This is a genomic window from Streptomyces sp. NPDC085460, from assembly GCF_044541975.1.
GTDB lineage: Bacteria > Actinomycetota > Actinomycetes > Streptomycetales > Streptomycetaceae > Streptomyces.
Genome location: NZ_JBITTO010000008.1, coordinates 346,700 through 368,983 on the forward strand (window position 1 = coordinate 346,700; position 22,284 = coordinate 368,983).

Genomic DNA, 22,284 nt, shown 5'->3' on the forward strand with positions numbered 1-22,284 from the left:
GGGTCATGGACCTCCGTCCCGGGCTGGTCCGGACCTTTTGTCCTGTACGTGGCTCGAATCACGATCCGGAATTAGCTCTTCCGTACCGGCCCGTCGCCAGGTTTCATATCTCAGGCTCGTGACCCGAGCCACCCCCGGATTCGAAGGAAGCGTTCATGAACACGCAGCCGACCCTCGTCAAGGAAGGCAGCGGCACCGGTGACCCCGGTCAGACCCCGCCCTCCGACGGCCTCAAGGCCGGTCTCAAGAACCGCCACCTGTCGATGATCGCGATCGGCGGTGTCATCGGCGCCGGCCTCTTCGTCGGCTCCGGCGGCGGCATCGCCAAGGCGGGCCCCGCGATCCTGATCTCGTACGCCCTCGTCGGCGCGATGGTCGTCTTCGTGATGCGGATGCTCGGCGAGATGGCCGCGGCCCGGCCGAACTCCGGCTCCTTCTCCGCCTACGCCGACCAGGCGCTCGGCCGCTGGGCCGGTTTCTCCATCGGCTGGCTGTACTGGTTCTTCTGGGTCGTGGTGCTCGCCGTGGAGGCCACCGCGGGCGCGGTGATCCTGGAGAACTGGATTCCGGCCGTACCCCAGTGGGCGTGGGCGCTGATCGTGACGGCGCTCCTCACGGCCACCAACCTGGGTTCGGTCGCCTCCTACGGCGAGTTCGAGTTCTGGTTCGCCGGCATCAAGGTGGTGGCGATCGGCGCCTTCGTCGTGATCGGCCTGCTGGCCGTCTTCGGCGTGCTGCCGGGCTCCGACAACCCGGGGGCGGGCTTCGCGCACCTGACCGACACCGGGGGCTTCTTCCCCAACGGCTACGGCGCGGTGCTGACCGGTGTGCTGATGGTCGTCTTCTCCTTCATGGGCAGCGAGATCGTCACGCTGGCGGCCGGCGAGTCCGAGGACCCGCGCCGCGCGGTGACCAAGGCGACCAACTCCGTGATCTGGCGGATCGGCATCTTCTACCTGGGTTCCATCTTCGTGGTGCTGACCCTGCTGCCGTGGAACGACAAGTCGATCACCGAGAAGGGCTCGTACGTCGCCGCCCTGGACTCGATCGGCATCGCGAACGCGGGCACGATCATGGAGGTCATCGTCCTGACCGCCGTGCTGTCCTGCCTGAACTCGGGCCTGTACACCGCCTCCCGGATGGCCTTCTCGCTCGGTGAGCGCGGGGACGCCCCGAAGTCCTTCGCCAGGGTCAACGCCAAGGGCGTGCCGACCGTCGCGATCCTGAGCTCGGTGGTCTTCGGCTTCGTCGCCGTCTACTTCAACTACGCGTTCAAGGACACGGTCTTCAACTTCCTGCTGAACTCCTCGGGCGCGATCGCGCTCTTCGTGTGGCTGGTGATCTGCTTCACCCAGCTGCGGATGCGCGGGATCCTGCTCCGCGAGTCGCCGGAGAAGCTGACCGTCAAGATGTGGCTGTTCCCGTACCTGACCTGGGCCACGGCCGGCCTGATCATGTTCGTGATCGGCTACATGTTCTTCGACGACGCCAACCGCGAGATCGTGCTCCTCTCCACCCTGGTCGCGGCGCTCGTGGTCGCGGTGGGCCTGGCGAAGGAGCGCCTGCAGCGCCGGAAGCCGACCGCCTCGGTCTAGCTCCCACCGGGCACCGCCCGCACGCCGTACGCCGGAGCCCGGCCCGCCCGAGAGGGGCGGGCCGGGCTCCGGCGTGTGTGGCGGACCGCGAAGAGCGCGGCGGACGGTCAGCCCTTGCGGCCGACGAGCTTCCAGGCGGCCGGGAGGGCGCCCATGGCGAGCGCGGCCTTGAGGGCGTCGCCGATGAGGAAGGGGGTCAGGCCGGAGGCGACCGCCTGGCCGAGGCTCATGCCGGTGGCGAGGGCCAGGTACGGCACGCCGACCGCGTAGATGATCGCGGAGCCGAGGACCATGGCGCCGGCGGTGCGCGGGACCGAGCGGTCGGCGCCGCGGCGGGCGAGGGCGCCGACGACGGTGGCGGCCAGCATCATGCCGAGGATGTAGCCGAAGGACGGCATCGCGTAGCCCGAGGCGCCCTCGGCGAACCACGGGACGCCCGCCATGCCGACGACGGCGTAGAGGGCGAGGGAGAGGAAGCCTCGGCGGGCGCCGAGGGCGGTGCCGACGAGCAGGGCGGCGAAGGTCTGGCCGGAGACCGGGACCGGGGAGCCGGGGACCGGGAGCGCGATCTGCGCGGCCAGGCCGGTGAGGGCCGCGCCGCCGGCGACGAGCGCGACGTCGCGGACGCGGCTCGCGGGCAGGAGATCGGCCAGGACGGTGCCCGTACGGAGGGTGCGGACGGGGGCGGCGGCGGTGCTACTCATCGGTACTCCGCGAGGGTGAGGAGGTCGGGACAGGTTGACGCTATGCCAGGAGTGAACGCTCGATCACCGTCAGCCGCCGACAAAGCCTCGGGCCAGGGCTTCATGGGGTTCCGACAAAGGGCGGTCGAGACGCCCGGCGCCACGTGACGCTTGTCACTGGCGAGTCGGCACGTGGCACCCCTTTTGCGCCAGAGGGTGGTCAGCGGAGACACTGTGGGGTCTCCATAAAGTTCCCCTCCTCCCAGAGCGCGAGTCCCCCACCATGCGCGACGACGCACCGCCCCGCTCCCTCGCCGAACCCGAGCCCCTCTCCCACGGCCTGAAGCAGCGTCACCTGACGATGCTCGGGCTCGGCGGGGTCATCGGCGCCGGCCTCTTCGTCGGCTCGGGCGCGGGCATCGCGGTCGCCGGACCCGGCATCGTCCTCTCGTACCTGATCGCGGGCGCGCTCGCGATGCTGGTGATGCGGATGCTGGGCGAGATGTCGGCGGCCATGCCGGCGTCCGGGGCGTTCTCGGTGCACGCGGAGCGTGCCCTCGGCCGCTGGGCCGGCTTCTCGGTGGGCTGGCTGTACTGGTTCCTGCTGGTCGTCGTGCTCGCGGTGGAGGCGACGGGCGCGGCGCGGATCGCGCACGGCTGGGTGCCCGGGGTCCCGCAGTGGGGCTGGGTGCTGCTCTTCATGGTGGTCTTCACGGCGGCGAACCTGGCGGCGGTGAAGAACTTCGGCGAGTTCGAGTTCTGGTTCGCCGCGCTGAAGGTCGGCGCGATCGTCCTCTTCCTGATCCTCGGCACGCTGGCGATCCTCGGCCTGCTGCCGGACACGGACCCGGTGGGGCTCGCCAACCTGACCGGGCAGGGCGGCTTCCTGCCCAACGGCTGGTCCGGGGTCGTCTCCGGGGTGCTCGCCGTGGTGTTCGCCTTCGGCGGTCTGGAGGTCGTCACCATCGCGGCGGCCGAGTCGGAGGACCCGGCGCGGAACGTGGCGCGGGCGGTGCGCAGCGCCGTGTGGCGGATCCTCCTCTTCTACGTGGGCTCGATGCTGGTGATCGTGACCCTGCTGCCGTGGACGTCGATGGTGCCGGGCGAGTCGCCGTACGTGGCGGTGCTCGACACGATCGGGGTGCCGGGCGCGGGCCAGATCATGAACGTGGTGGTCTTCGTGGCGCTGCTGTCGGCGCTCAACGCCAATCTGTACGGCTCCTCGCGGATGGTCTTCTCGCTGGCGGAGCGGGGCGAGGCTCCGAAGGGGCTGCTGCGGGTGTCGGGCGGCGGGGTGCCGCGCCGGGCGGTGCTCGCCTCGGTGGCCTTCGGGTTCGTCTCGGTGCTGCTCAATCTGAAGTGGCCGGATTCGGTCTTCCTCTACATGCTCAACGCGGTCGGCGCGGTGCTGCTGTTCGTGTGGGCGCTGATCGCGGTGTCGCAGCTGCGGCTGCGGCCGCGGATCGAGCGGGAGGCCCCGGAGACGCTGACGCTGCGGATGTGGGCGTTCCCGTGGCTGACGTGGACGGCGCTGGCGGCGATGGGCGCGGTGCTGGTGCTGATGCTGACCGACGACGGGGCGCGGCCGCAGGTGCTGTGGTCGGCGGGGGCCACGGCGGCCGTGCTGCTGGTGGCGTGGCTGCGCGAGGTGCGGGCGTCACGGGGTACGGCCCGGGGCGGATCCGGGGATTCCGGCACGTCCGCGACGAAACGGAACTAGATCTTCACCTTGTGTGAAGCTCGTGACCGTATAGCGGACACCCGTTCCCTCTGAGCGGTGCGGGCACCCAGACTGTGGGCTTCCCTCCCCGTCTCAGCCTATGAACAGGGTTGCCCATGTCTCGGACCACCGCGCCCGCGCGGGCCGACCGCCAGGACGGCTCCGCCGCGCCCGCCGAGGGCCTCTCCCACGGCCTCAAGCAGCGCCATCTGTCGATGATCGCCCTCGGCGGCGTCATCGGCGCCGGCCTCTTCGTCGGCTCCGGCGCCGGCATCGCCGCCGCCGGACCCTCGATCGTCGTCGCCTACGCGATCTCCGGCGTGCTCGTCATGCTGGTGATGCGGATGCTCGGCGAGATGTCGGCGGCCAACCCCGCCTCCGGCTCCTTCTCCGTCCACGCCGAGCGCGCCTTCGGCCCGTGGGCCGGCTTCACCGCGGGCTGGGCCTTCTGGTTCCTGCTCTGCGTGGCCGTCGGCCTGGAGGGCATCGGCGCCGCGAAGATCATGACGGGCTGGTTCCCCGGCACCCCCGAGTGGGCCTGGGTCGCGCTCTTCATGCTGGTCTTCTGCGGCACCAACCTGGCGGCGGTGAAGAACTTCGGCGAGTTCGAGTTCTGGTTCGCCGCGCTGAAGGTCGGCGCGATCGTCCTCTTCCTCGGCATCGGCGTCCTCGCCATCGTGGGCGCCCTGCCCGGCACCGAGGCGCCCGGCACCACCAACCTCACCGGTGACGGCGGCTTCTTCCCCCACGGCTCCGAGGGCCTGATCGTCGGCCTGCTCGCCTCCGTCTTCGCGTACGGCGGCCTGGAGACGGTCACCATCGCCGCGGCCGAGTCCGAGCACCCGGTGCAGGGCGTCGCCAAGGCGGTCCGTACGGCGATGTGGCGCATCGCGCTCTTCTACATCGGCTCCATGGCGGTCATCGTCACCCTCGTCCCCTGGGACGACAAGGCGGTCGTCGAGAAGGGCCCGTACGTCGCCACCCTCGACCACCTGGGCATCCCGGCGGCCGGCCAGATCATGAACGTGGTCGTCCTGGTCGCCCTGCTCTCGGCGATGAACGCCAACATCTACGGCGCCTCCCGCATGGCCCGCTCCCTTGTCGCCCGCGGCCAGGGCCCGAAGGCGCTCGGCCGCACCTTCGGCGGCGTGCCGCGCACGGCGGTGCTCGCCTCCTGCGCGATCGGCTTCGCCTGCGTGGAGCTGAGCTACGCGTCGCCGGACAGGGCGTTCGTCTGGCTGCTCAACACGATCGGCGCGATCATCCTCGTCGTCTGGTTCTTCATCGCCGCCTCGCAGCTGGTGCTGCGCCGCCGCACCGAGCGCGAGGCGCCCGAGAAGCTGGTCGTGCGGATGTGGGCGTTCCCGGTGCTGACCTGGGTGGCGCTCGCCGGCATGGCGGCCATCTTCTTCCTGATGGCCCGCGAGGAGGGCACCCGGGTGCAGCTGTACGCGACGGGCGCGCTGACGCTGGTCCTCGCGGCGGTCGGCTTCGGCCTCCAGAAGGCGCGCGGGGCGGCGGCCGAGGAGGTCTGACCCGCGGCGGCCGAGGAGGTCCGACCCCGCGGCGGCCGAGGAGGTCCGGCCCGCCCCCGTACGCTCCCCCGTCACGACGCCCCGCCGGGCCTGCCGCCCGGCGGGGCGTCCGCGTGTCCGGGGTCAGGCCCCGCAGTAGGGGGCCGTGCGGACGTGTCCGCCCAGGTTCTCGTCGTCGGTGCCGAGGAGGGCGTCCCCGCCGGGCAGGCACTCGACGGCCTCGACCTTGTGGCCGGGGAAGGTGCCGAGCGGGACCGGGCGCGCGGTGAGGGCGATCCGTACCCCGCCGGTGGAGGTCAGGACCACCTGCCCGGCGTCGGTCACGGCGGAGCCGAAGGGGCCGTCGTCGCCGGCGTCCGACGCCGAGCCGACCAGGATCCGGCCGGAGTCGGTGACGGTGATGTCGGAGATGTGGCGGGTCCCGGCGCCCGCGGGGTGCGGGGCGGTGAAGGCGCGCCGGGTGACGGCGCCGAACCGCGGCTCGCCCCACGCGGCGAAGGCCAGCGGGGCGGAGTAGAGCGTGGCGGGCCGGTCCGGGCCCTCGCCGCGGTCCGCCCAGAGGGCGGCGTACCGCCCGTCGCGGGCGACGAGCGCGAAGCCCTCGACGTCGTCGCCGGGGCCGATCGCGGGCAGCGGGGTGTACTCGACGACCGTGGCGGTGGTGCCGTCGGCCTTCAGGCGGTAGACGATGCCGCGCGCGGCGACGGCGAGGTACTCCCCCGGCATGCCCGGGATCGCCTCGATCGCCTCCAGGTCGACGGGTTCGGCGCCGTCCCAGACCAGCGGGGTGACGGTCACGGGGTCCGTGCCGTACGCGAGCCGGGAGAGGCGCCGCTGCCCGGAGCGCTTGTTGTCGTGGACGACGAGGGCGGTGCCGGCGGCCTCGTGGGCGAGGCCGCTGACGCCGCCGCGGGCGTCGGCGCCGACCTGCCGCCAGGGGCCGGCGGCCTGCGCGGAGCCGGCGAGCAGGGCGACGAGGACACCGGCGGCGGCGAATCTCAGGGGGAGCTTCATGCCCGCACGTTATGGATCTTGGACGGCCCGGGACAGGGCGGACTACGCCGTTCGGCGGAGCGCGCGGAAGCAGACGGCGGGGGGCGACGGGACTAGGACCAAGGGCTGATCAACAAGGTGTGCAGGTGCTGTTAGCCTGCACTTGCATATAGGTTGCAATAACCAGTCAGTCGAAGGGCTCGGCACACATGGCGATCTACACACTTCCGGAGCTGCCGTACGACTACGCGGCGCTGGAGCCGGTGATCAACCCGCAGATCATCGAGCTGCACCACGACAAGCACCACGCCGCTTACGTCAAGGGCGCGAACGACACCCTGGAGCAGCTGGAGGAGGCCCGCGACAAGGAGCAGTGGGGCTCCATCAACGGCCTGGAGAAGAACCTGGCCTTCCACCTCTCCGGCCACATCCTCCACTCCATCTACTGGAACAACATGGCCAGCCCGAAGGCCGGCGACGGCGGCGGCGAGCCGCTCGCGGCCGACGGCGTGGGCGAGCTCGCGGACGCGATCACCGAGTCCTTCGGCTCCTTCGCCAAGTTCAAGACCCAGCTGACCAAGGCGTCGGCGACCACCCAGGGCTCCGGCTGGGGCGTCCTCGCCTACGAGCCGGTCAGCGGCCGCCTCATCGTCGAGCAGGTCTACGACCACCAGGGCAACGTCGGCCAGGGCTCCATCCCGGTCCTCGTCTTCGACGCCTGGGAGCACGCCTTCTACCTCCAGTACAAGAACCAGAAGGTCGACTTCATCGACGCCATGTGGCAGGTCGTCAACTGGCAGGACGTGAACAAGCGCTACCAGGCCGCCAAGGCCAGCGTGCCGCTGATCTCGTTCTGACCCTCCGGCCGCCCCGTCCGGCGGCCCCCCGCTCGTCCTGCTCGTGATCGTCTTCTCAACCTTCACTCGCAGGCGGATGAAAGAAGAACCCCCGCGATGACGTGAATCGCGGGGGTTCTTCCATGCGCCGGGGGCTACTCGAAGCTGGGCGCCGCCGTGCGGGTGCGCTTGATCTCGTAGAAGCCCGGGGTGGAGGCGACGAGGAGCGTGCCGTCCCACAGCCGGGCGGCGGCGTCGCCGCGCGGGGTCGGCGTGACGACCGGACCGAAGAAGGCGACCTCGTCGCCGTCCGGGCCGGGGACCGCGATCACCGGGGTGCCGACGTCCTGGCCGACCTTCTCGATGCCCTCCGCGTGGGAGGCGCGCAGCTCGGCGTCGTACGTGTCCTTGTCGGCGTACTCCACCAGGTCCTCCGGGAGGCCGACGTCCCGCAGGGCGCCGGCCATGGCCTCGCGGGTGGGGCCCTCGCCGTCGTTGTGGAAGCGGGTGCCGAGCGCCGTGTAGAGCTTGCCGACGACCTCGTCGCCGTGCAGCTGCCGGGCCGCTATGACGACGCGGACCGGGCCCCACGCCCTGGTCTCCAGCATCTCGCGGTACTCGTCGGGGAGCTCGTCCAGCCGGTTCTCGTTCAGGACGGCGAGGCTCATCACCTTCCAGCGCACGTCCACGGGCCGGACCTTCTCCACCTCCACCATCCACCGGGAGGTCATCCACGCCCAGGGGCACAGCGGGTCGAAGAAGAACTCGGCGGTGGTCCTGCTCTCGGACATGTCACTCCTCGCATGCGGACGGACGGGGCGGATGGCGCCGACCTCTCGCAACACCACGCGCCCGTGTCGGCATTCCCGTGCGCCCCGTGAAAGGTGCGCATGGGAGGATCGGTGCTGTTTCGAACACGCCACGAAGGAGTGACCGTGCCCGGTGAGAACCTGTCCCGCGACGAGGCCCACGAGCGGGCGGCCCTGCTGTCCGTCGACGGCTACGAGGTCGCCCTCGACCTGCGCTCGGCGGTCGGCGAGTCCACGGAGGCGGTACGCACCTTCCGCTCGGTGACGACGATCCGCTTCCGCCGCACGGGCGAGGGCGACGCCACCTTCGCCGACCTGGTCGCGCCGTCGGTGAACGCCGTCACCCTCAACGGGCGGGCGCTCGACCCCGCGGCCGTCTTCGACGGCACCCGGATCGCGCTGGACGGGCTCGCCGACGACAACGTGCTGGTCGTCGACGCGCAGTGCGCCTACAGCCGCACCGGCGAGGGCATGCACCGCTTCGTCGACCCCGAGGACGGCGAGGTGTACCTGTACACCCAGTACGAGCCGGCCGACGCCCGCCGGGTCTACGCCAACTTCGAGCAGCCCGACCTCAAGGCCCCGTACCGCTTCGAGGTCACCGCGCCCGACGGCTGGAACGTGTGGAGCAACGGCGCCGGCGAGCGGGACGCCGACGGCGTGTGGCGGTTCGCCGAGACGGCGCCGATCTCCACGTACATCACCTGCGTGGTGGCCGGTCCCTACCACTACGTCACCGACACCTACCGGCGCGGCGACGTCGAGATCCCGCTCGGCGCGATGTGCCGCAAGGGGCTCGCGAAGCACTTCGACGCGGACGACGTCTTCCTCGTCACCAAGCAGGGCTTCGACTTCTTCCACGACACCTTCGACTACCCGTACCCCTTCGGCAAGTACGACCAGGCGTTCGTGCCCGAGTACAACCTCGGCGCCATGGAGAACCCCGGCATGGTCACCTTCACCGAGGAGTACATCTACCGGGGCAAGGTCACCCGGGCGGCCTACGAGCGGCGCGCCAACACGATCCTGCACGAGATGGCCCACATGTGGTTCGGCGACCTCGTCACCATGGTCTGGTGGGACGACCTGTGGCTGAAGGAGTCGTTCGCCGACTTCATGGGCTCCTTCTCGCTCGCCGAGGCCACCCGCTTCACCGACAGCTGGGTCACCTTCGCCAACAACCGCAAGGCGTGGGCCTACCGGGCCGACCAGCTGCCGTCCACCCACCCGATCACGGCCGACATCCGTGACCTGGAGGACGCCAAGCTGAACTTCGACGGCATCACGTACGCCAAGGGCGCCTCGGTCCTCAAGCAGCTCGTCGCCTACGTGGGCCGGGACGCCTTCCTGGAGGGCGCGCGCCGCTACTTCAAGCGCCACGCGTACGGCAACACCCGCCTCGCCGACCTGCTCGCCGTCCTGGAGGAGACCTCCGGCCGGGACATGCGGAGCTGGTCGAAGTCCTGGCTCCAGACCTCCGGCGTCAACGTGCTCGCCCCCGAGCTCACCTACGACGCCGAGGGCCGGATCACCGAGCTCGCCGTCCTCCAGGAGGGCGACGAGCTGCGCCCGCACCGGGTCGCGGTCGGCCTCTACCGGCTGTCCGACGGCGAACTCGTCCGGTACGCGCGCGTGGAGACCGACGTCGCCGGGGTCCGGACCGTCGTCGACGGACTGGCGGGCAGCGAGCGTCCGGCGCTCGTCCTGGTCAACGACGACGACCTCACCTACTGCAAGATCCGCTTCGACGAGGGCTCCCTCGACACCCTCCGCGACCACCTCGGCGACATCACCGACCCGCTGGCGCGCGCCCTGTGCTGGTCGGCGCTGTGGAACCTGACCCGGGACGGGATCGTGCCGGCCCGCGACTTCGTCGCCGCCGTGCTCGCCTTCGCGGGCCGCGAGACCGACATCGGCGTCCTCCAGATGCTGCACGCCTGGGCGCGGACCGCCGTCACCCACTACGCCTCGCCGGTGTGGCGCGCGGAGGGCGGCCGGCTGCTCGCCGAGGGCGGGCTGCGCGAGCTGCGGCTCGCCGAGCCGGGCAGCGAGCACCAGCTGACCTGGGCCCGCTTCTTCGCCGCGACCGCCTCCTCGGACGCCGACCTCCAGCTCCTGGAGGGGCTGCTGGCCGGCACCGCCCGGATCGACGGCCTCGACGTCGACCAGGAGCTGCGCTGGGCGCTGCTCTCGACGCTCGCCGAGGTGGGCCGGGCCGACGAGACGCGGATCGGCGAGGAGCTGGCCCGCGACGACACCGCGAGCGGCAAGCGCCACCAGGTGCGGCTCCTCGCCGCCCGGCCGTCGGCCGCGGTCAAGGCGCAGGCGTGGGCGCAGGTCGTCGAGTCGGACGCGCTGTCGAACGCGCTGGCCGGCGCGGTGATCGCCGGGTTCGCGCAGCCGTCGCAGCGCGAACTGACCGCCCCGTACGCGGAGAAGTACTTCGCGGTGATCGAGCGGATCTGGGCCGAGCGGTCGATCCAGATCGGCATGGACGTGGTGCGGGGGCTCTACCCGGCGCTCCAGGACCGTCCGGAGACCCTGGCGGCGACCGACGCCTGGCTGGCGGAGCACGCGGACGCGGCTCCGGCGCTCCGGCGGCTCGTCCTGGAGGCCCGCGACGACCTGGCCCGCGCGCTGCGGGCGCAGGAGTGCGACGCGCTGGAGGACTGACCGGCGATCGGAGCGGGGCCCGCACGCCCGGGCCCCGCTCCGGCGGGTGGCGCCGGTGCGCGCGGCCCTTCTCGGCAGTCGAACGTGCGTACTTTAGCGCCGTCTTGTGCTGATTCGGCCACCGCCTTGTAACAGGCCGTTAGGACCGGACCGGGGAGCGGAAGACCCCCGGCATGAACCAGAACACCCCCATCACCCCCCGCCCCCTCTCCTCCCCCGCGGGCCGCACCCAACGCCTGGCGTCCACCGCCCAGTTGCGGGCCATGGGCGTGCCCGCCGCGGAGGTCGCCGGGCGGGCCGCGGCCGGCGGCGACTGGCAGCAGCTGCTGCCGGGCGTCTTCCTGCTCCACGCCGGGGCGCCGACGAGCGACGACCGGCTGCGGGCCGCGCTGCTGTACGCCCGCCGGGACGGCGAGGCGCCGCTGCACGGCCCGGGCGCGATGATCACCGGGCTCGCCGCGCTCGCCCTGCACGGCTTCTCCTCCGCTCCCCCGCTGACCGCCCTGGAGCGGATCGACGTGCTGGTGGGGCGGACCCGGCGGCTGCGCTCGACCGGTTTCGCGCGGGTGGTGCGGACGCCGGAGTCGCCGGAGCCGGTGGAGCTGACCGGGCTGCCGGTGGCGCCGGTCGCGCGGGCGGTCGCGGACGCCGTCTCGGGGCTCCAGGACGCCGAGACCGTCCGCCGTCTGCTGACCGAGGCCGTGCGCGGCGGGCACTGCGAACCGCCGCTGCTGGTCCGCGAGTTGAGCCGGGCGCGGCTGCTGACCCGGCCGCACGTGGTGGACGCGGTGGACTCGCTGCTCGTGGAGGGGCGGGCGCTGTCGGAGGAGCGGCTGTACGAGATGGTGCGGGACTTCGCGCTGCCGGACCCGCTGTGGAACGTGGACCTGCGGCTGCCGGGCGGCCCGCACCTGGGCGGGGTGGACGCCTACTGGCCGGACCAGGCGGTGGCGGTGGAGCTGGACACCCGGGCGCCCCGGCAGGACGAGGACGCCCTGTGGTCCGAGTACACCCGCAAGCGGGAGCACCTGGAGCGGCTGGGGATCACGGTGGTCCACCTGACCCCCCGCAAGCTGCGGGAGGCCATGGACCAGCAGGCCACCGTGGTCCGCACGGCGCTGATGGCCGCGTCGGAGCGGCAGCCCGCCGCCTATGTCGTCGTCCTGCCCCGGTGAGCGCTACTTCTTCGCCGGGACCGTGCCGCAGAACTCGGCGTCGATGACGGCCTGGGTGTCGCCGGTCCAGTCGGCGTTGATGTTGGCGGCGAGGGTGTGCCGGCCGTCGCGGGTGGTGTACGCCTCCGAGTTCGAGCCGTGGATGCCGCCGCCGTGGCCCCAGATCTCGGTGCCGCAGCTCAGCTTCTGCCAGGAGATGCCGAGGCCGTAACGGAAGTCGGGGTACTCGGCCGAGACCGGCACGGTGGTGGTGAGTTCGCGCAGCTCGGCCTTGGGGAGGAGCCGGCCCTTGAGCAGGGCGCGGTAGAAGGTCTGGAGGTCGGCCGAGTCGGAGATCATCTCGCCGGCGGCATGGGCGAGGGAGGGGTTGAGCGCGGTGACGTCGTGGACGGGGGCGGACGCGTCGGGGCCGAGGGTGGAGTAGGCGCGGCTGCTGGGCCGCGGGAGGTTCACCCGGGTGCCGGGGACGCTGGTGGCGCGGAGCTTGAGGGGCTTGATGATCCGGTTCTCGACGGCCTTGCCGTAGGGGCGGCCGGTGACCTCCTCGATGACGAGGCCGGCCAGGACGAAGTTGGTGTTGGAGTAGCTCCAGGAGGTGCCGGGGGCGAACTCGGGGGCGTGACCGGTGGCGACGGCGACGAGGTCGCGCGGCTTCCAGGTGTCGTAGCGGTGCTCCAGGAAGCCGGCGCCGAAGACCTTCTGCTGGAAGCCGGGGTCCTCGGTGTAGCTGTAGACGCCGCTGGTGTGGTTGAGGAGCTGGCGGACGGTGATCTTCCGCCCGTCGTGGCCGTTGCCGCGGACGAGGCCGGGGAGCCACTTCTCGACCGTGTCGTCGAGGTCGAGGCGGCCCTCGGCCTGGAGCTGGAGGAGGACGGTGGCGACGAAGGTCTTGGTGATGGAGCCGACGCGGTAGCGGTCGTCGCCGCCGCGGTCGCCGGCCGTGCCGGTCCAGGAGCGGCCGTCGACGCGGGCCTGGGCGACGGCCCCGGGGACGCCGGCGGCGGCGTTGGCGTCGAGTGCAGCCTGGGTCGCCGTGTGGTCCTTCTTCACGGGGGCGGGGGCCGCCGCAGGGTTCGCGGCGAGGGCGGGGGCGGCGAGCGCGGTGACGGTGAGGCCGGCGGCGAGGGCCGCGGCGACGACGGTGCGGGTGGTGCGGGTGGCGGTCATGGCGTTCCCCTGTGTCCCTGGTGATCCGGTACTGCGGTCGGCGGGGAGGACCGGGGGCGGGACGGGAGGGTTGAGCGACCGCGTGACGGTTGAGCCGTTTTCGGCCGTTCCCGCGAAGGAGGCCGGGAGAGCGGTGGGGGGTCAGTTGCGGCGGGGGTCGCTGAGGCGGGAGCGGCCGAGCGGGGGGCGGGCGCGCCAGAGGTCGAGGCCGATGTCGACGAGGTGGACCCGGGGGAGGCCGGGCACGGTGTCGAGGGGGTGCCAGGCCGCGAGGTCGGTGGAGCCGCCGGTCTCGGGGCGGAGGGCGCCGCCGGTGATCCGGGCCTCGTAGAGGAGGCGGAGTCCCTGCCAGGAGCCGGGGGCGCCGACGCGCGGGAGCCGGTCGCGTACGACGGAGTCGACGCCGAGGAGGGCGACGGGCTCGGAGGCGTACCCGGTCTCCTCCTCGACCTCGCGGACGACGGTCGCGAGGGGTTCCTCGCCGTGGTCCATGCCCCCGCCGGGCAGGGTCCAGCGTCTGGTCCCGTCCTTGGCGACCCAGCGGGCGAGGAGGACCTCTCCGTCACGGACGCACACGGCGTAGGCCGCCACCCTCAACTCCTGTTTCATGGGCCGAGGTTAGGCGATGGGGGTGGCGGCGGGGCCGGTCAGAACCAGTAGAGGGGGTAGCGGCGGCGGCCGGCCCGGGCGGCGAGCAGACCGACCGCGACGAGGAGGACGCAGGAGGCGAGCAGCAGGCCGGTGAAGGTCCAGAAGCGCGGCGCGTCCAGGGCGACGATCACGGCGGTGGCGGCGGCCGGGGAGTGCGGGGCGCGGGCGAGCGTCATCACGCCGAGGGCGAGTCCGCCGGCGACGGCGGCGCTCCACAGGCCGGGTCCCGCGACCGCGAGGACGGCGAAGCCGGCGAGCGCGGAGAGGAACTGGCCGCCGATCACCGAGCGGGGCTGGGAGAGCGGCAGGTCGGGGGAGGCGGCGACGAGGGCCATGCTCGCGGCGAGCGGCGGGATCAGCAGCGGGTGGTGCAGGACGGTGCCGAGCGCGACGAGGAGGAGCAGGGCGGCGGTGCTGACGCCGGTGGCGACGAGGACCGCGAGCGGGCGCGGGCGGGGCGGCGGCCCGGGGCGTACGGGGGCGGGCGCGGGGTGCGGGGCGGGGGCGGTGGGCGCGGACGGCGCGGGCACGGTGGCCTCGGGAGCCGGGGTGCTGGTGGTCACGGGTTCCTCGGGATCGTGGATCGGGAGTCCGCGTGCGGGCGGCAGGTGCGGTGGTGCGGCGGTGCGGGTTCGGGGGGTGGTCGGATGGGCCGGGGAGTGCGCGGCGCGGACCGGCGCGGGGGGGCCGGCGGCCGGGGTCTCGACGACGCTGTCGACCCGGAGGCGGACGAACCGCTCCCTCAGACGGTATACCGTTTGCTCCCGGCCGCCGATCCGGAGGGGCGCGCCGCCCTCCCGTCCGGGGCGCGGCGACCGGCCCTGCCACTGTCTCCGGGCGGCCGGGTGTGAGGAACATCGCGTCGCCCGGGTGGTCCCGCCCTTCCGGGGCGCGGGGGTCCCCGGCGCGGACGGGACCGGGATCGCCGCCCCGGTGGCCGGCGCCGGCACCCGGCGCCGGGACGAAGGTGCGGTGATCCACGACTCGGGGTCGAATCGCCCGCGTTGAGGGCGGTTCGTCGTCTCTGGCGGTGGACGCGCGGTGGCGGATGTACGCCACGGACACAACCCGCCCTCCGCGAACTCTCCACAAAGCCCGGTCATTTACGAAAGGCTGAGCGGTCATCCGGTACCGGATTCCGGACCCTCTTCTTTCACAAACAGGGATGTAAATGACCACCCCCGAAACGCAGAGCTCCATACCCGGGCGCTCGACCGGGACCAGACGAGCGGCCCGGATCGCCGCCGCCGCCGGCCTGGTGACCGCGCTCGTCGCGGCCGGTGCCGCCCCGGTCCTCGCCGCCGACGACCCGGTGACGACTCCCCCGGTGAAGACCACGGAGCCCGCCGACAAGCTCGGCGCCACCGACGCGCAGCGCCTGGCCGAGGCCGAGGCCGCCGGCGAGCCGCACGTCACCATCCTGGTCGCCACCGCGCCCGGCGCGACCGAGCAGGTCGCCGGCCAGCTCGACGCCGTCCCCGGCGGCTCGGTGGGCAACCGCAACGACGAGCTCGGCTACGTCCGCGCCACCCTGCCGACCGGCAAGGCCGAGGCCGCGATCCAGGCCGCCACCAAGCTCTCCGCCGTCCAGTCGGTCGACCTCCAGGCCGAGATCAAGCTGGACGACCCGCGCCCCGACGCCGGCGTCTCCGGCCCCGTCGAGGGCACCACGGTGAGCCGGACCTACCCGGCGCCGTCGAAGTACACCCCGGCGGAGAACCCGTACAACCCGTCCCACGAGACGGGCGCCGTCGACTTCGTCGAGGACCACCCGCGCGCCGACGGCCGCGGCGTGACCATCGGCATCCTCGACTCGGGCGTCGACCTGGCCCACCCGGCCCTCCAGAAGACCACCACCGGCGAGCGCAAGATCGTCGACTGGGTCACCGCCACCGACCCGATCGCCGACGGCGACGGCACCTGGCGCCTCCAGAACACCCCCGTCACGGGCCCGGTGTTCACCGCCGCCACGCAGTCCTGGAAGGCGCCCGAGGGCTCCTACCAGTGGAGCCGCTTCAGCGAGTCCGTCACGGCGGGCGGCGACCCGGCCGGTGACATCAACCGCGACGGCGACACCACCGACGTCTTCGGCATGCTGTACGACCCCGCCGCCGGCACCGTCCGCGTCGACACCGACCAGGACAACGACTTCACGGACAACGCGCCGATGAAGCCGTTCAAGGACGGGCACGGCATCGGCTACTTCGGCACCGACGACCCGGCCACCGAGGTCGCCGAGCGCACCCCGTTCGTCGTGGAGATCCGCAAGGACGTCCCGATGGACCCGCTGGGCGGCCCCTGGGTCGGCCAGAAGCGCGACTTCGTCAACATCGGCGTCGTCGAGTCCTCGCACGGCACCCACGTCGCCGGCATCACCGCCGCCAAGGGCCTCTTCGGCGGCCGGATGAACGGCGCCGCGCCCGGCGCGAAGCTCGTCTCCTCGCGCGCCTGCACCTGGACCGGCGGCTGCACCAACACCGCCCTGACCGAGGGCATGGTCGACCTCGTCGTCAACCGCGGCGTCGACATCGTCAACATGTCGATCGGCGGCCTGCCCGCGCTCAACGACGGCGACAACGTCCGCGCCCGCCTCTACACCCGTCTCATCGACGAGTACGGCGTGCAGCTGGTGATCTCGGCCGGCAACTCCGGCCCCGGCACCAACACCATCGGCGACCCCGGCCTGGCCGACAAGGTCATCTCGGTCGGCGCGGCCGTCTCCCGCTCGACCTGGGCCGCCAACTACGGCTCGGCCGTCGAGAAGAACTACGCCATGTTCCCGTTCTCCTCGCGCGGTCCGCGCGAGGACGGCGGCACCGCCCCGGTGATCACCGGCCCCGGTTCGGCCGTGAACACCATCCCGACCTGGCAGGCCGGCTCCGGCGTCGCCGAGGCCGGCTACGCGCTGCCCGCCGGCTACGGCATGCTGAACGGCACCTCGATGTCGTCCCCGCAGGTCGCCGGCGCGAGCGCGCTGCTGCTCTCCGCCGCCAAGCAGCGCGGCATCGAGCTCTCCCCGCTGACCCTGCGCACCGCGCTCACCTCGACCGCGCAGCGGATCCCGGGTGTCGGCGCCCACGAGCAGGGCGCCGGACTCATGGACGTCGAGGAAGCCTGGGACTCGATCAAGGACGGGGCCACCGCCCACTCCTACAAGGTCGAGGCCCCGGTCGACACCGCGATCTTCCCGGCCCCGCGCACCGGCACCGGCGTGTACGACCGCGAGGGCGGCCTCAAGGTCGGCCAGAAGAAGGTCTACGACGTCACCGTCACCCGCACCAGCGGCCCGGACCGTGCCATCGAGCACGAGCTGGACCTCAAGTACAACGACGGCACCTTCCGGATCCTCGGCGACGACGAGGTCCGCCTGCCGCTGAACAAGCCGGTCACCGTCAAGCTGGAGGCCCGCCCGCGCACCGCCGGCGTGCACAGCGTGATCCTGGAGGCCGACGACGAGCGCACCGAGGGCGTCGACAAGCAGATCATGGCCACCTCGGTCGTCGCGAGCGACCTGGTCGCCCCCGGCTACGGCTTCTCCGCCGCCGGCTCGGTCCAGCGCAACAGCACGAAGTCGTACTTCGTGACCGTGCCGAAGGACGCGACCTCCCTGGAGGTGGCGATCGGCGGCCTGAAGGCGAAGAGCCAGACCCGGTTCATCGCCATCCACCCGTACGGCGTCCCGGTCGACCCGACCGCGACCACGGGCTGCTACCCGCACTACAACCCGGCGAACACCTGCCGCCCGGACCTCCGCTCCTACACCAACCCGCAGCCGGGCGTCTGGGAGATCGAGGTCGAGGCGCGCCGCACCTCGCCGGACCTGGACAACCCGTACAAGCTCGGCGTCACCGTGCTCGGCGCGTCCTTCGACCCGGCCGTCCAGACGGTCGCCGAGGCGAAGGTCGGCACCCCGTCCGCCGTCGAGTGGACCGTCACCAACTCCTTCGCCGGCATCGACGGCAAGCTGAAGGGCGGCTCGCTGGGCTCGGCCAAGGTCGAGACCCCGACCATCCAGCACCACGAGCAGCAGACGAAGACCGTCACCATCGGTGAGGGCGTCGAGCGCCTCGACATCGGGATCGGCAACACCTCCGACAAGGCCGCCGACCTCGACCTGACCGTGCTGCTGGGCGGCAAGCAGGTCGCCCAGTCCGCGGACGGCGACTCGGAGGAGTCCGTCTCGCTCGTCAAGCCGGCGGCCGGCACGTACACCGTCGTCATCGACGGCTACGCGGTCCACGCCGAGGGCGGCACCACCTACGACTACAAGGACGTCTACTACTCCGCGGCGCTCGGCTCCGTGAAGGTGGACGAGGCCAGGACCCACCCGCTCGCGCACGGCGCGAGCGCCCGGGTCGCGGCCGAGGTCGTCGTGGGCGCTCCGGCCCCCGAGGGACGCCAGTTCTTCGGCCAGGTCCAGCTGGTCAACGCGCGCGGCACCGTCGCGGGCACCGGCAGCGTCCTGATCGGCAGCGTCACCCCGTAACACCCCCGGCGGTACGAGGGGCGGGCGTCCACCGGGGCGCCCGCCCCTTCCCCGTCCCGCGGCACGTCCGCCCATCGGACAATGGATTGGACAAGTCGGGCCGGGTCATACGCATCATGGACGGCAGCAGCCGCTCGAACATACGGAGGAGTCCCCGTGAAGGTCGGAATCGTCGGAGCCACCGGTCAGGTCGGCACAGTCATGCGCAAGATCCTGGCCGAGCGGAACTTCCCTGTCGACGAGCTGCGGCTCTTCGCCTCCGCCCGGTCCGCGGGCACGGTCGTGGACGGCGTCACCGTCGAGGACGCCTCGACCGCCGACTACACCGGCCTCGACATCGTGCTCTTCTCCGCCGGCGGCGCCACCTCCAAGGCCCTCGCCGAGAAGGTCGCCTCCCAGGGCGCCGTCGTGATCGACAACTCCTCCGCCTGGCGCCGCGACCCCGAGGTCCCCCTCGTCGTCTCCGAGGTCAACCCGCACGCGATCAAGGACCGCCCCAAGGGGATCATCGCCAACCCGAACTGCACCACGATGGCCGCCATGCCGGTCCTCAAGCCGCTCCACGAGGAGGCCGGCCTCACCGCGCTGATCGCCACCACCTACCAGGCCGTCTCCGGCTCGGGCGTGGCCGGCGTCGCCGAGCTGCGCACCCAGGCGTGCGCGGTGGCCGAGCGGGCCGACCAGCTGGCCTTTGACGGCGAGGCCGTCGAGTTCCCCGAGCCCGCCGTCTACAAGCGCCCGATCGCGTTCAACGTGGTCCCGCTGGCCGGCTCGATCGTCGACGACGGCTCCTTCGAGACCGACGAGGAGCAGAAGCTCCGCAACGAGTCCCGCAAGATCCTGGAGATCCCGGAGCTGAAGGTCTCCGGCACCTGCGTCCGCGTCCCGGTCTTCTCCGGCCACTCGCTCCAGGTCAACGTCCGCTTCGACCGCCCGATCAGCGTCGAGCGCGCCTACGAGCTGCTTGAGGACGCCGAGGGCGTCGTGCTGTCCGAGATCCCGACCCCGCTCCAGGCGGCCGGCAAGGACGCCTCGTACGTGGGCCGCATCCGCGTCGACGAGACCGTGGAGAACGGCCTCGCCCTCTTCCTCTCCAACGACAACCTCCGCAAGGGCGCCGCGCTGAACGCGGTGCAGATCGCGGAGCTCGTGGCGGCCGAGCTCAAGGGCTGACACCGGACCGTACGCGCCGCGGGGCGGCCACCCGGGTGGGTGGCCGCCCTTCGCGTGTTCGCCCTGGGAAATGTCCCGTGCGCGGGCCGAGCGCCCCGTGGAAGGATGGGCCAAACGTCACGAAACCGAGGAGTTGACCGGGTGCCTGGTACGAACCTGACCCGTGAAGAGGCCCAGCAGCGGGCGGCGCTGCTGACCGTGGACGCGTACGAGGTCGAACTGGACCTCACCGGTGCGCAGGAGGGCGGTACCTACCGGTCCGTCACCACCGTCCGCTTCGATTCCGCCGAGGGAGGCGCCGAGAGCTTCATCGACCTCGTCGCCGACGCCGTCCACGAGGTCGACCTGAACGGGCGCTCGCTGGACGTGGCCGCCGTCTTCCGCGACGCGCGGATCGCGCTGCCCCACCTGAAGCAGGGCCGCAACGAGCTGCGGGTGGTCGCGGACTGCGCGTACACCAACACGGGCGAGGGCCTGCACCGCTTCGTCGACCCGGTCGACGGGCAGGCGTACCTCTACACCCAGTTCGAGGTGCCGGACGCGCGCCGGGTCTTCGCCTCCTTCGAGCAGCCCGACCTGAAGGCGACCTTCCAGTTCACGGTGAAGGCGCCGGAGGGCTGGAGCGTCATCTCCAACTCGCCGACCCCGGAGCCGAAGGACGGGGTGTGGGCCTTCGAGCCGACGCCGCGGATCTCCACGTACATCACCGCCCTGATCGTCGGCCCGTACCACTCGGTGCACTCGACGTACGAGGGCCCCGACGGGCAGGTCGTGCCGCTGGGCATCTACTGCCGTCCGTCGCTGGCCGAGTTCCTGGACGCGGACCACATCTTCGACGTGACCCGGCAGGGCTTCGGCTGGTTCCAGGAGAAGTTCGCGTACGCCTACCCGTTCGCCAAGTACGACCAGCTGTTCGTGCCGGAGTTCAACGCGGGCGCGATGGAGAACGCGGGCGCGGTCACCATCCGCGACCAGTACGTCTTCCGGTCGAAGGTGACGGACGCGGCCTACGAGCGGCGCGCCGAGACCATCCTCCACGAGCTGGCCCACATGTGGTTCGGCGACCTCGTGACCATGGAGTGGTGGAACGACCTGTGGCTGAACGAGTCGTTCGCCACCTACACCTCCGTCGCCTGCCAGGCGGCCGTCGAGGGCACCCGCTGGCCGCACGCCTGGACCACCTTCGCCAACGCGGAGAAGACCTGGGCCTACCGCCAGGACCAGCTGCCGTCGACCCACCCGATCATGGCCGAGATCAACGACCTGGAGGACGTGCTCGTCAACTTCGACGGCATCACGTACGCCAAGGGCGCCTCGGTCCTCAAGCAGCTCGTCGCCTACGTCGGCCAGGACGAGTTCTTCAAGGGCGTGCAGGCGTACTTCCAGCGCCACGCCTTCGGCAACACCCGCCTGAGCGACCTGCTCGGCGCGCTGGAGGAGACCTCCGGGCGCGACCTGAAGACCTGGTCGAAGGCGTGGCTGGAGACGGCCGGCATCAACATCCTGCGCCCGGAGATCGAGACCGACGAGAACGGCTCGATCACCGCCTTCGCGGTGCGGCAGGAGGCCCCGGCGCTGCCCGCCGGCGCCAAGGGCGAGGCCGTGCTCCGCCCGCACCGCATCGCGATCGGCTTCTACGACCTGGACGCGGCCGGCAAGCTGGTCCGCACCGAGCGCCTGGAGCTGGACATCGACGCGGCCGGGCTGACCCCGGTGCCGGCGCTGGTCGGCAAGTCCCGCCCGGCGGTCGTCCTGCTGAACGACGACGACCTGTCGTACGCCAAGGTCCGGCTCGACGACGTGTCGCTGCAGAACGTCACCGCGCACCTCGGCGACTTCACCGAGTCGCTGCCGCGCGCCCTGTGCTGGTCCGCCGCCTGGGACATGACCCGGGACGGCGAGCTGGCCACCCGCGACTACCTGGAGCTGGTGCTGTCCGGCATCGCCAAGGAGTCGGACATCGGCGTGGTGCAGTCGCTCCAGGGCCAGGTCAAGGCGGCCCTGGAGCTGTACGCGGCACCGGAGTGGCGGGACGCGGGCCTGACCCGCTGGACCGAGGCGGCGCTCACCCACCTCAAGGCGGCCGAGCCGGAGAGCGACCACCAGCTGGCGTGGGCGCGGGCCTTCGCCGCGACGGCCAGGACGCCGCAGCAGCTCGACCTGCTCGCCGCGCTCCTGGAGGGCCGGGAGACGATCGAGGGCCTGGCCGTCGACACCGAGCTGCGCTGGGCGTTCGTGCAGCGGCTCGCGGCGACCGGGGTCTTCGACGAGCCGGAGATCGCGGCCGAGCTGGAGCGGGACCGTACGGCGGCCGGTGAGCGGCACGCGGCGACGGCCCGTGCGGCGCGTCCGACCGAGGCGGCGAAGGCCGAGGCGTGGGCGGCGGTCGTCGAGGACGACAAGCTGGCCAACGCGGTGCAGGAGGCGGTGATCGGCGGCTTCGTCCAGGCCGACCAGCGCGAGCTGCTCGCCCCGTACACGGAGAAGTACTTCGCGTCGATCAAGCGGGTGGCGGAGACCCGCAGCCACGAGATGATCCAGCAGATCGTGGTCGGCCTCTACCCGACGCTCCAGGTCTCGCAGGAGACGCTGGACGCGACGGACGCGTGGATCGCGGCCAACGACCCGGTGCCGGCGCTGCGGCGCCTCGTGACGGAGTCGCGGGCGGGTGTCGAGCGGGCGCTGAAGGCCCGCGCGGCGGACGCGGCGGCGGCGAGGTAGCCCTCGACCGGACACGATGAAGGGGCGCCCTCCCCCGCGGAGGCGCCCCTTCGCCGTTTCCCGGTGC

The 22,284-nt window shown here is 72.3% G+C and carries 15 protein-coding genes; 9 read left to right on the forward strand and 6 right to left on the reverse strand.

What is annotated here, in order from left to right:
- The first annotated feature begins 155 nt into the window (after positions 1-155).
- On the forward strand, positions 156-1,595 hold the full coding sequence (locus tag ACIGHB_RS22790; protein ID WP_360309433.1) for an amino acid permease: 1,440 nt from the start codon (positions 156-158) through the stop codon (positions 1,593-1,595).
- Positions 1,596-1,702: 107 nt separating this feature from the next.
- On the opposite strand, the gene ACIGHB_RS22795 is transcribed toward ACIGHB_RS22790, so the two are convergent.
- Entirely contained in the window at positions 1,703-2,299 is a 597-nt protein-coding gene (locus ACIGHB_RS22795) for a biotin transporter BioY (RefSeq protein WP_399915433.1), read from the reverse strand.
- Positions 2,300-2,561: 262 nt separating this feature from the next.
- Here ACIGHB_RS22795 and ACIGHB_RS22800 point away from each other — a divergent pair, with 262 nt between their 5' ends.
- Positions 2,562-3,998 (forward strand): amino acid permease, encoded by a 1,437-nt coding sequence (locus tag ACIGHB_RS22800; protein WP_360309437.1) that lies wholly within the window; start codon positions 2,562-2,564, stop codon positions 3,996-3,998.
- A 116-nt stretch (positions 3,999-4,114) separates the two neighbouring features.
- Complete coding sequence (locus ACIGHB_RS22805; RefSeq protein ID WP_399915434.1) at positions 4,115-5,533, forward strand: amino acid permease; 1,419 nt, start codon at positions 4,115-4,117, stop codon at positions 5,531-5,533.
- Between the two features lie 123 nt (positions 5,534-5,656).
- Here ACIGHB_RS22805 and ACIGHB_RS22810 read toward each other — a convergent pair whose 3' ends face one another.
- Complete coding sequence (locus ACIGHB_RS22810) at positions 5,657-6,547, reverse strand: hypothetical protein (RefSeq protein WP_399915436.1); 891 nt, start codon at positions 6,545-6,547, stop codon at positions 5,657-5,659.
- A gap of 188 nt (positions 6,548-6,735) precedes the next feature.
- Between ACIGHB_RS22810 and ACIGHB_RS22815 the strand changes: the two genes are divergently transcribed.
- Complete coding sequence (locus ACIGHB_RS22815; RefSeq protein ID WP_360309443.1) at positions 6,736-7,383, forward strand: superoxide dismutase; 648 nt, start codon at positions 6,736-6,738, stop codon at positions 7,381-7,383.
- Between the two features lie 134 nt (positions 7,384-7,517).
- On the opposite strand, the gene ACIGHB_RS22820 is transcribed toward ACIGHB_RS22815, so the two are convergent.
- Positions 7,518-8,153 (reverse strand): DsbA family protein, encoded by a 636-nt coding sequence (locus ACIGHB_RS22820; RefSeq protein ID WP_399915439.1) that lies wholly within the window; start codon positions 8,151-8,153, stop codon positions 7,518-7,520.
- 144 nt (positions 8,154-8,297) lie between these two features.
- Here ACIGHB_RS22820 and pepN (ACIGHB_RS22825) point away from each other — a divergent pair, with 144 nt between their 5' ends.
- Positions 8,298-10,844 carry an aminopeptidase N gene (pepN, locus tag ACIGHB_RS22825; protein WP_360309447.1) on the forward strand — a complete coding sequence of 849 codons (2,547 nt, stop codon included), beginning with the start codon at positions 8,298-8,300 and terminating at the stop codon, positions 10,842-10,844.
- Positions 10,845-11,017: 173 nt separating this feature from the next.
- Positions 11,018-12,019, forward strand: a complete 1,002-nt coding sequence (locus ACIGHB_RS22830; protein WP_399915441.1) for a hypothetical protein — start codon at positions 11,018-11,020, stop codon at positions 12,017-12,019.
- A gap of 3 nt (positions 12,020-12,022) precedes the next feature.
- On the opposite strand, the gene ACIGHB_RS22835 is transcribed toward ACIGHB_RS22830, so the two are convergent.
- From ACIGHB_RS22835 to ACIGHB_RS22845, 3 genes are all read right to left on the reverse strand, one after another.
- Positions 12,023-13,186, reverse strand: a complete 1,164-nt coding sequence (locus ACIGHB_RS22835) for a serine hydrolase domain-containing protein (RefSeq protein WP_360309451.1) — start codon at positions 13,184-13,186, stop codon at positions 12,023-12,025.
- 141 nt (positions 13,187-13,327) lie between these two features.
- On the reverse strand, positions 13,328-13,795 hold the full coding sequence (locus ACIGHB_RS22840; RefSeq protein WP_360309453.1) for an NUDIX hydrolase: 468 nt from the start codon (positions 13,793-13,795) through the stop codon (positions 13,328-13,330).
- A 38-nt stretch (positions 13,796-13,833) separates the two neighbouring features.
- Positions 13,834-14,400, reverse strand: coding sequence for an HPP family protein (locus tag ACIGHB_RS22845; RefSeq protein WP_399915443.1), 567 nt, complete (start codon positions 14,398-14,400; stop codon positions 13,834-13,836).
- Positions 14,401-15,008: 608 nt separating this feature from the next.
- Here ACIGHB_RS22845 and ACIGHB_RS22850 point away from each other — a divergent pair.
- The 3 genes from ACIGHB_RS22850 (at position 15,009) to pepN (ACIGHB_RS22860) (ending at position 22,217) form a co-directional block, all read left to right on the forward strand.
- Positions 15,009-18,323: a S8 family serine peptidase gene (locus tag ACIGHB_RS22850; protein WP_399915445.1), complete on the forward strand. Its 3,315-nt coding sequence runs from the start codon at positions 15,009-15,011 to the stop codon at positions 18,321-18,323.
- A gap of 156 nt (positions 18,324-18,479) precedes the next feature.
- Positions 18,480-19,496: an aspartate-semialdehyde dehydrogenase gene (locus ACIGHB_RS22855; protein WP_360309459.1), complete on the forward strand. Its 1,017-nt coding sequence runs from the start codon at positions 18,480-18,482 to the stop codon at positions 19,494-19,496.
- Positions 19,497-19,637: 141 nt separating this feature from the next.
- Positions 19,638-22,217: an aminopeptidase N gene (gene pepN / locus ACIGHB_RS22860; RefSeq protein WP_360309461.1), complete on the forward strand. Its 2,580-nt coding sequence runs from the start codon at positions 19,638-19,640 to the stop codon at positions 22,215-22,217.
- The last annotated feature ends 67 nt before the right edge of the window (positions 22,218-22,284 follow it).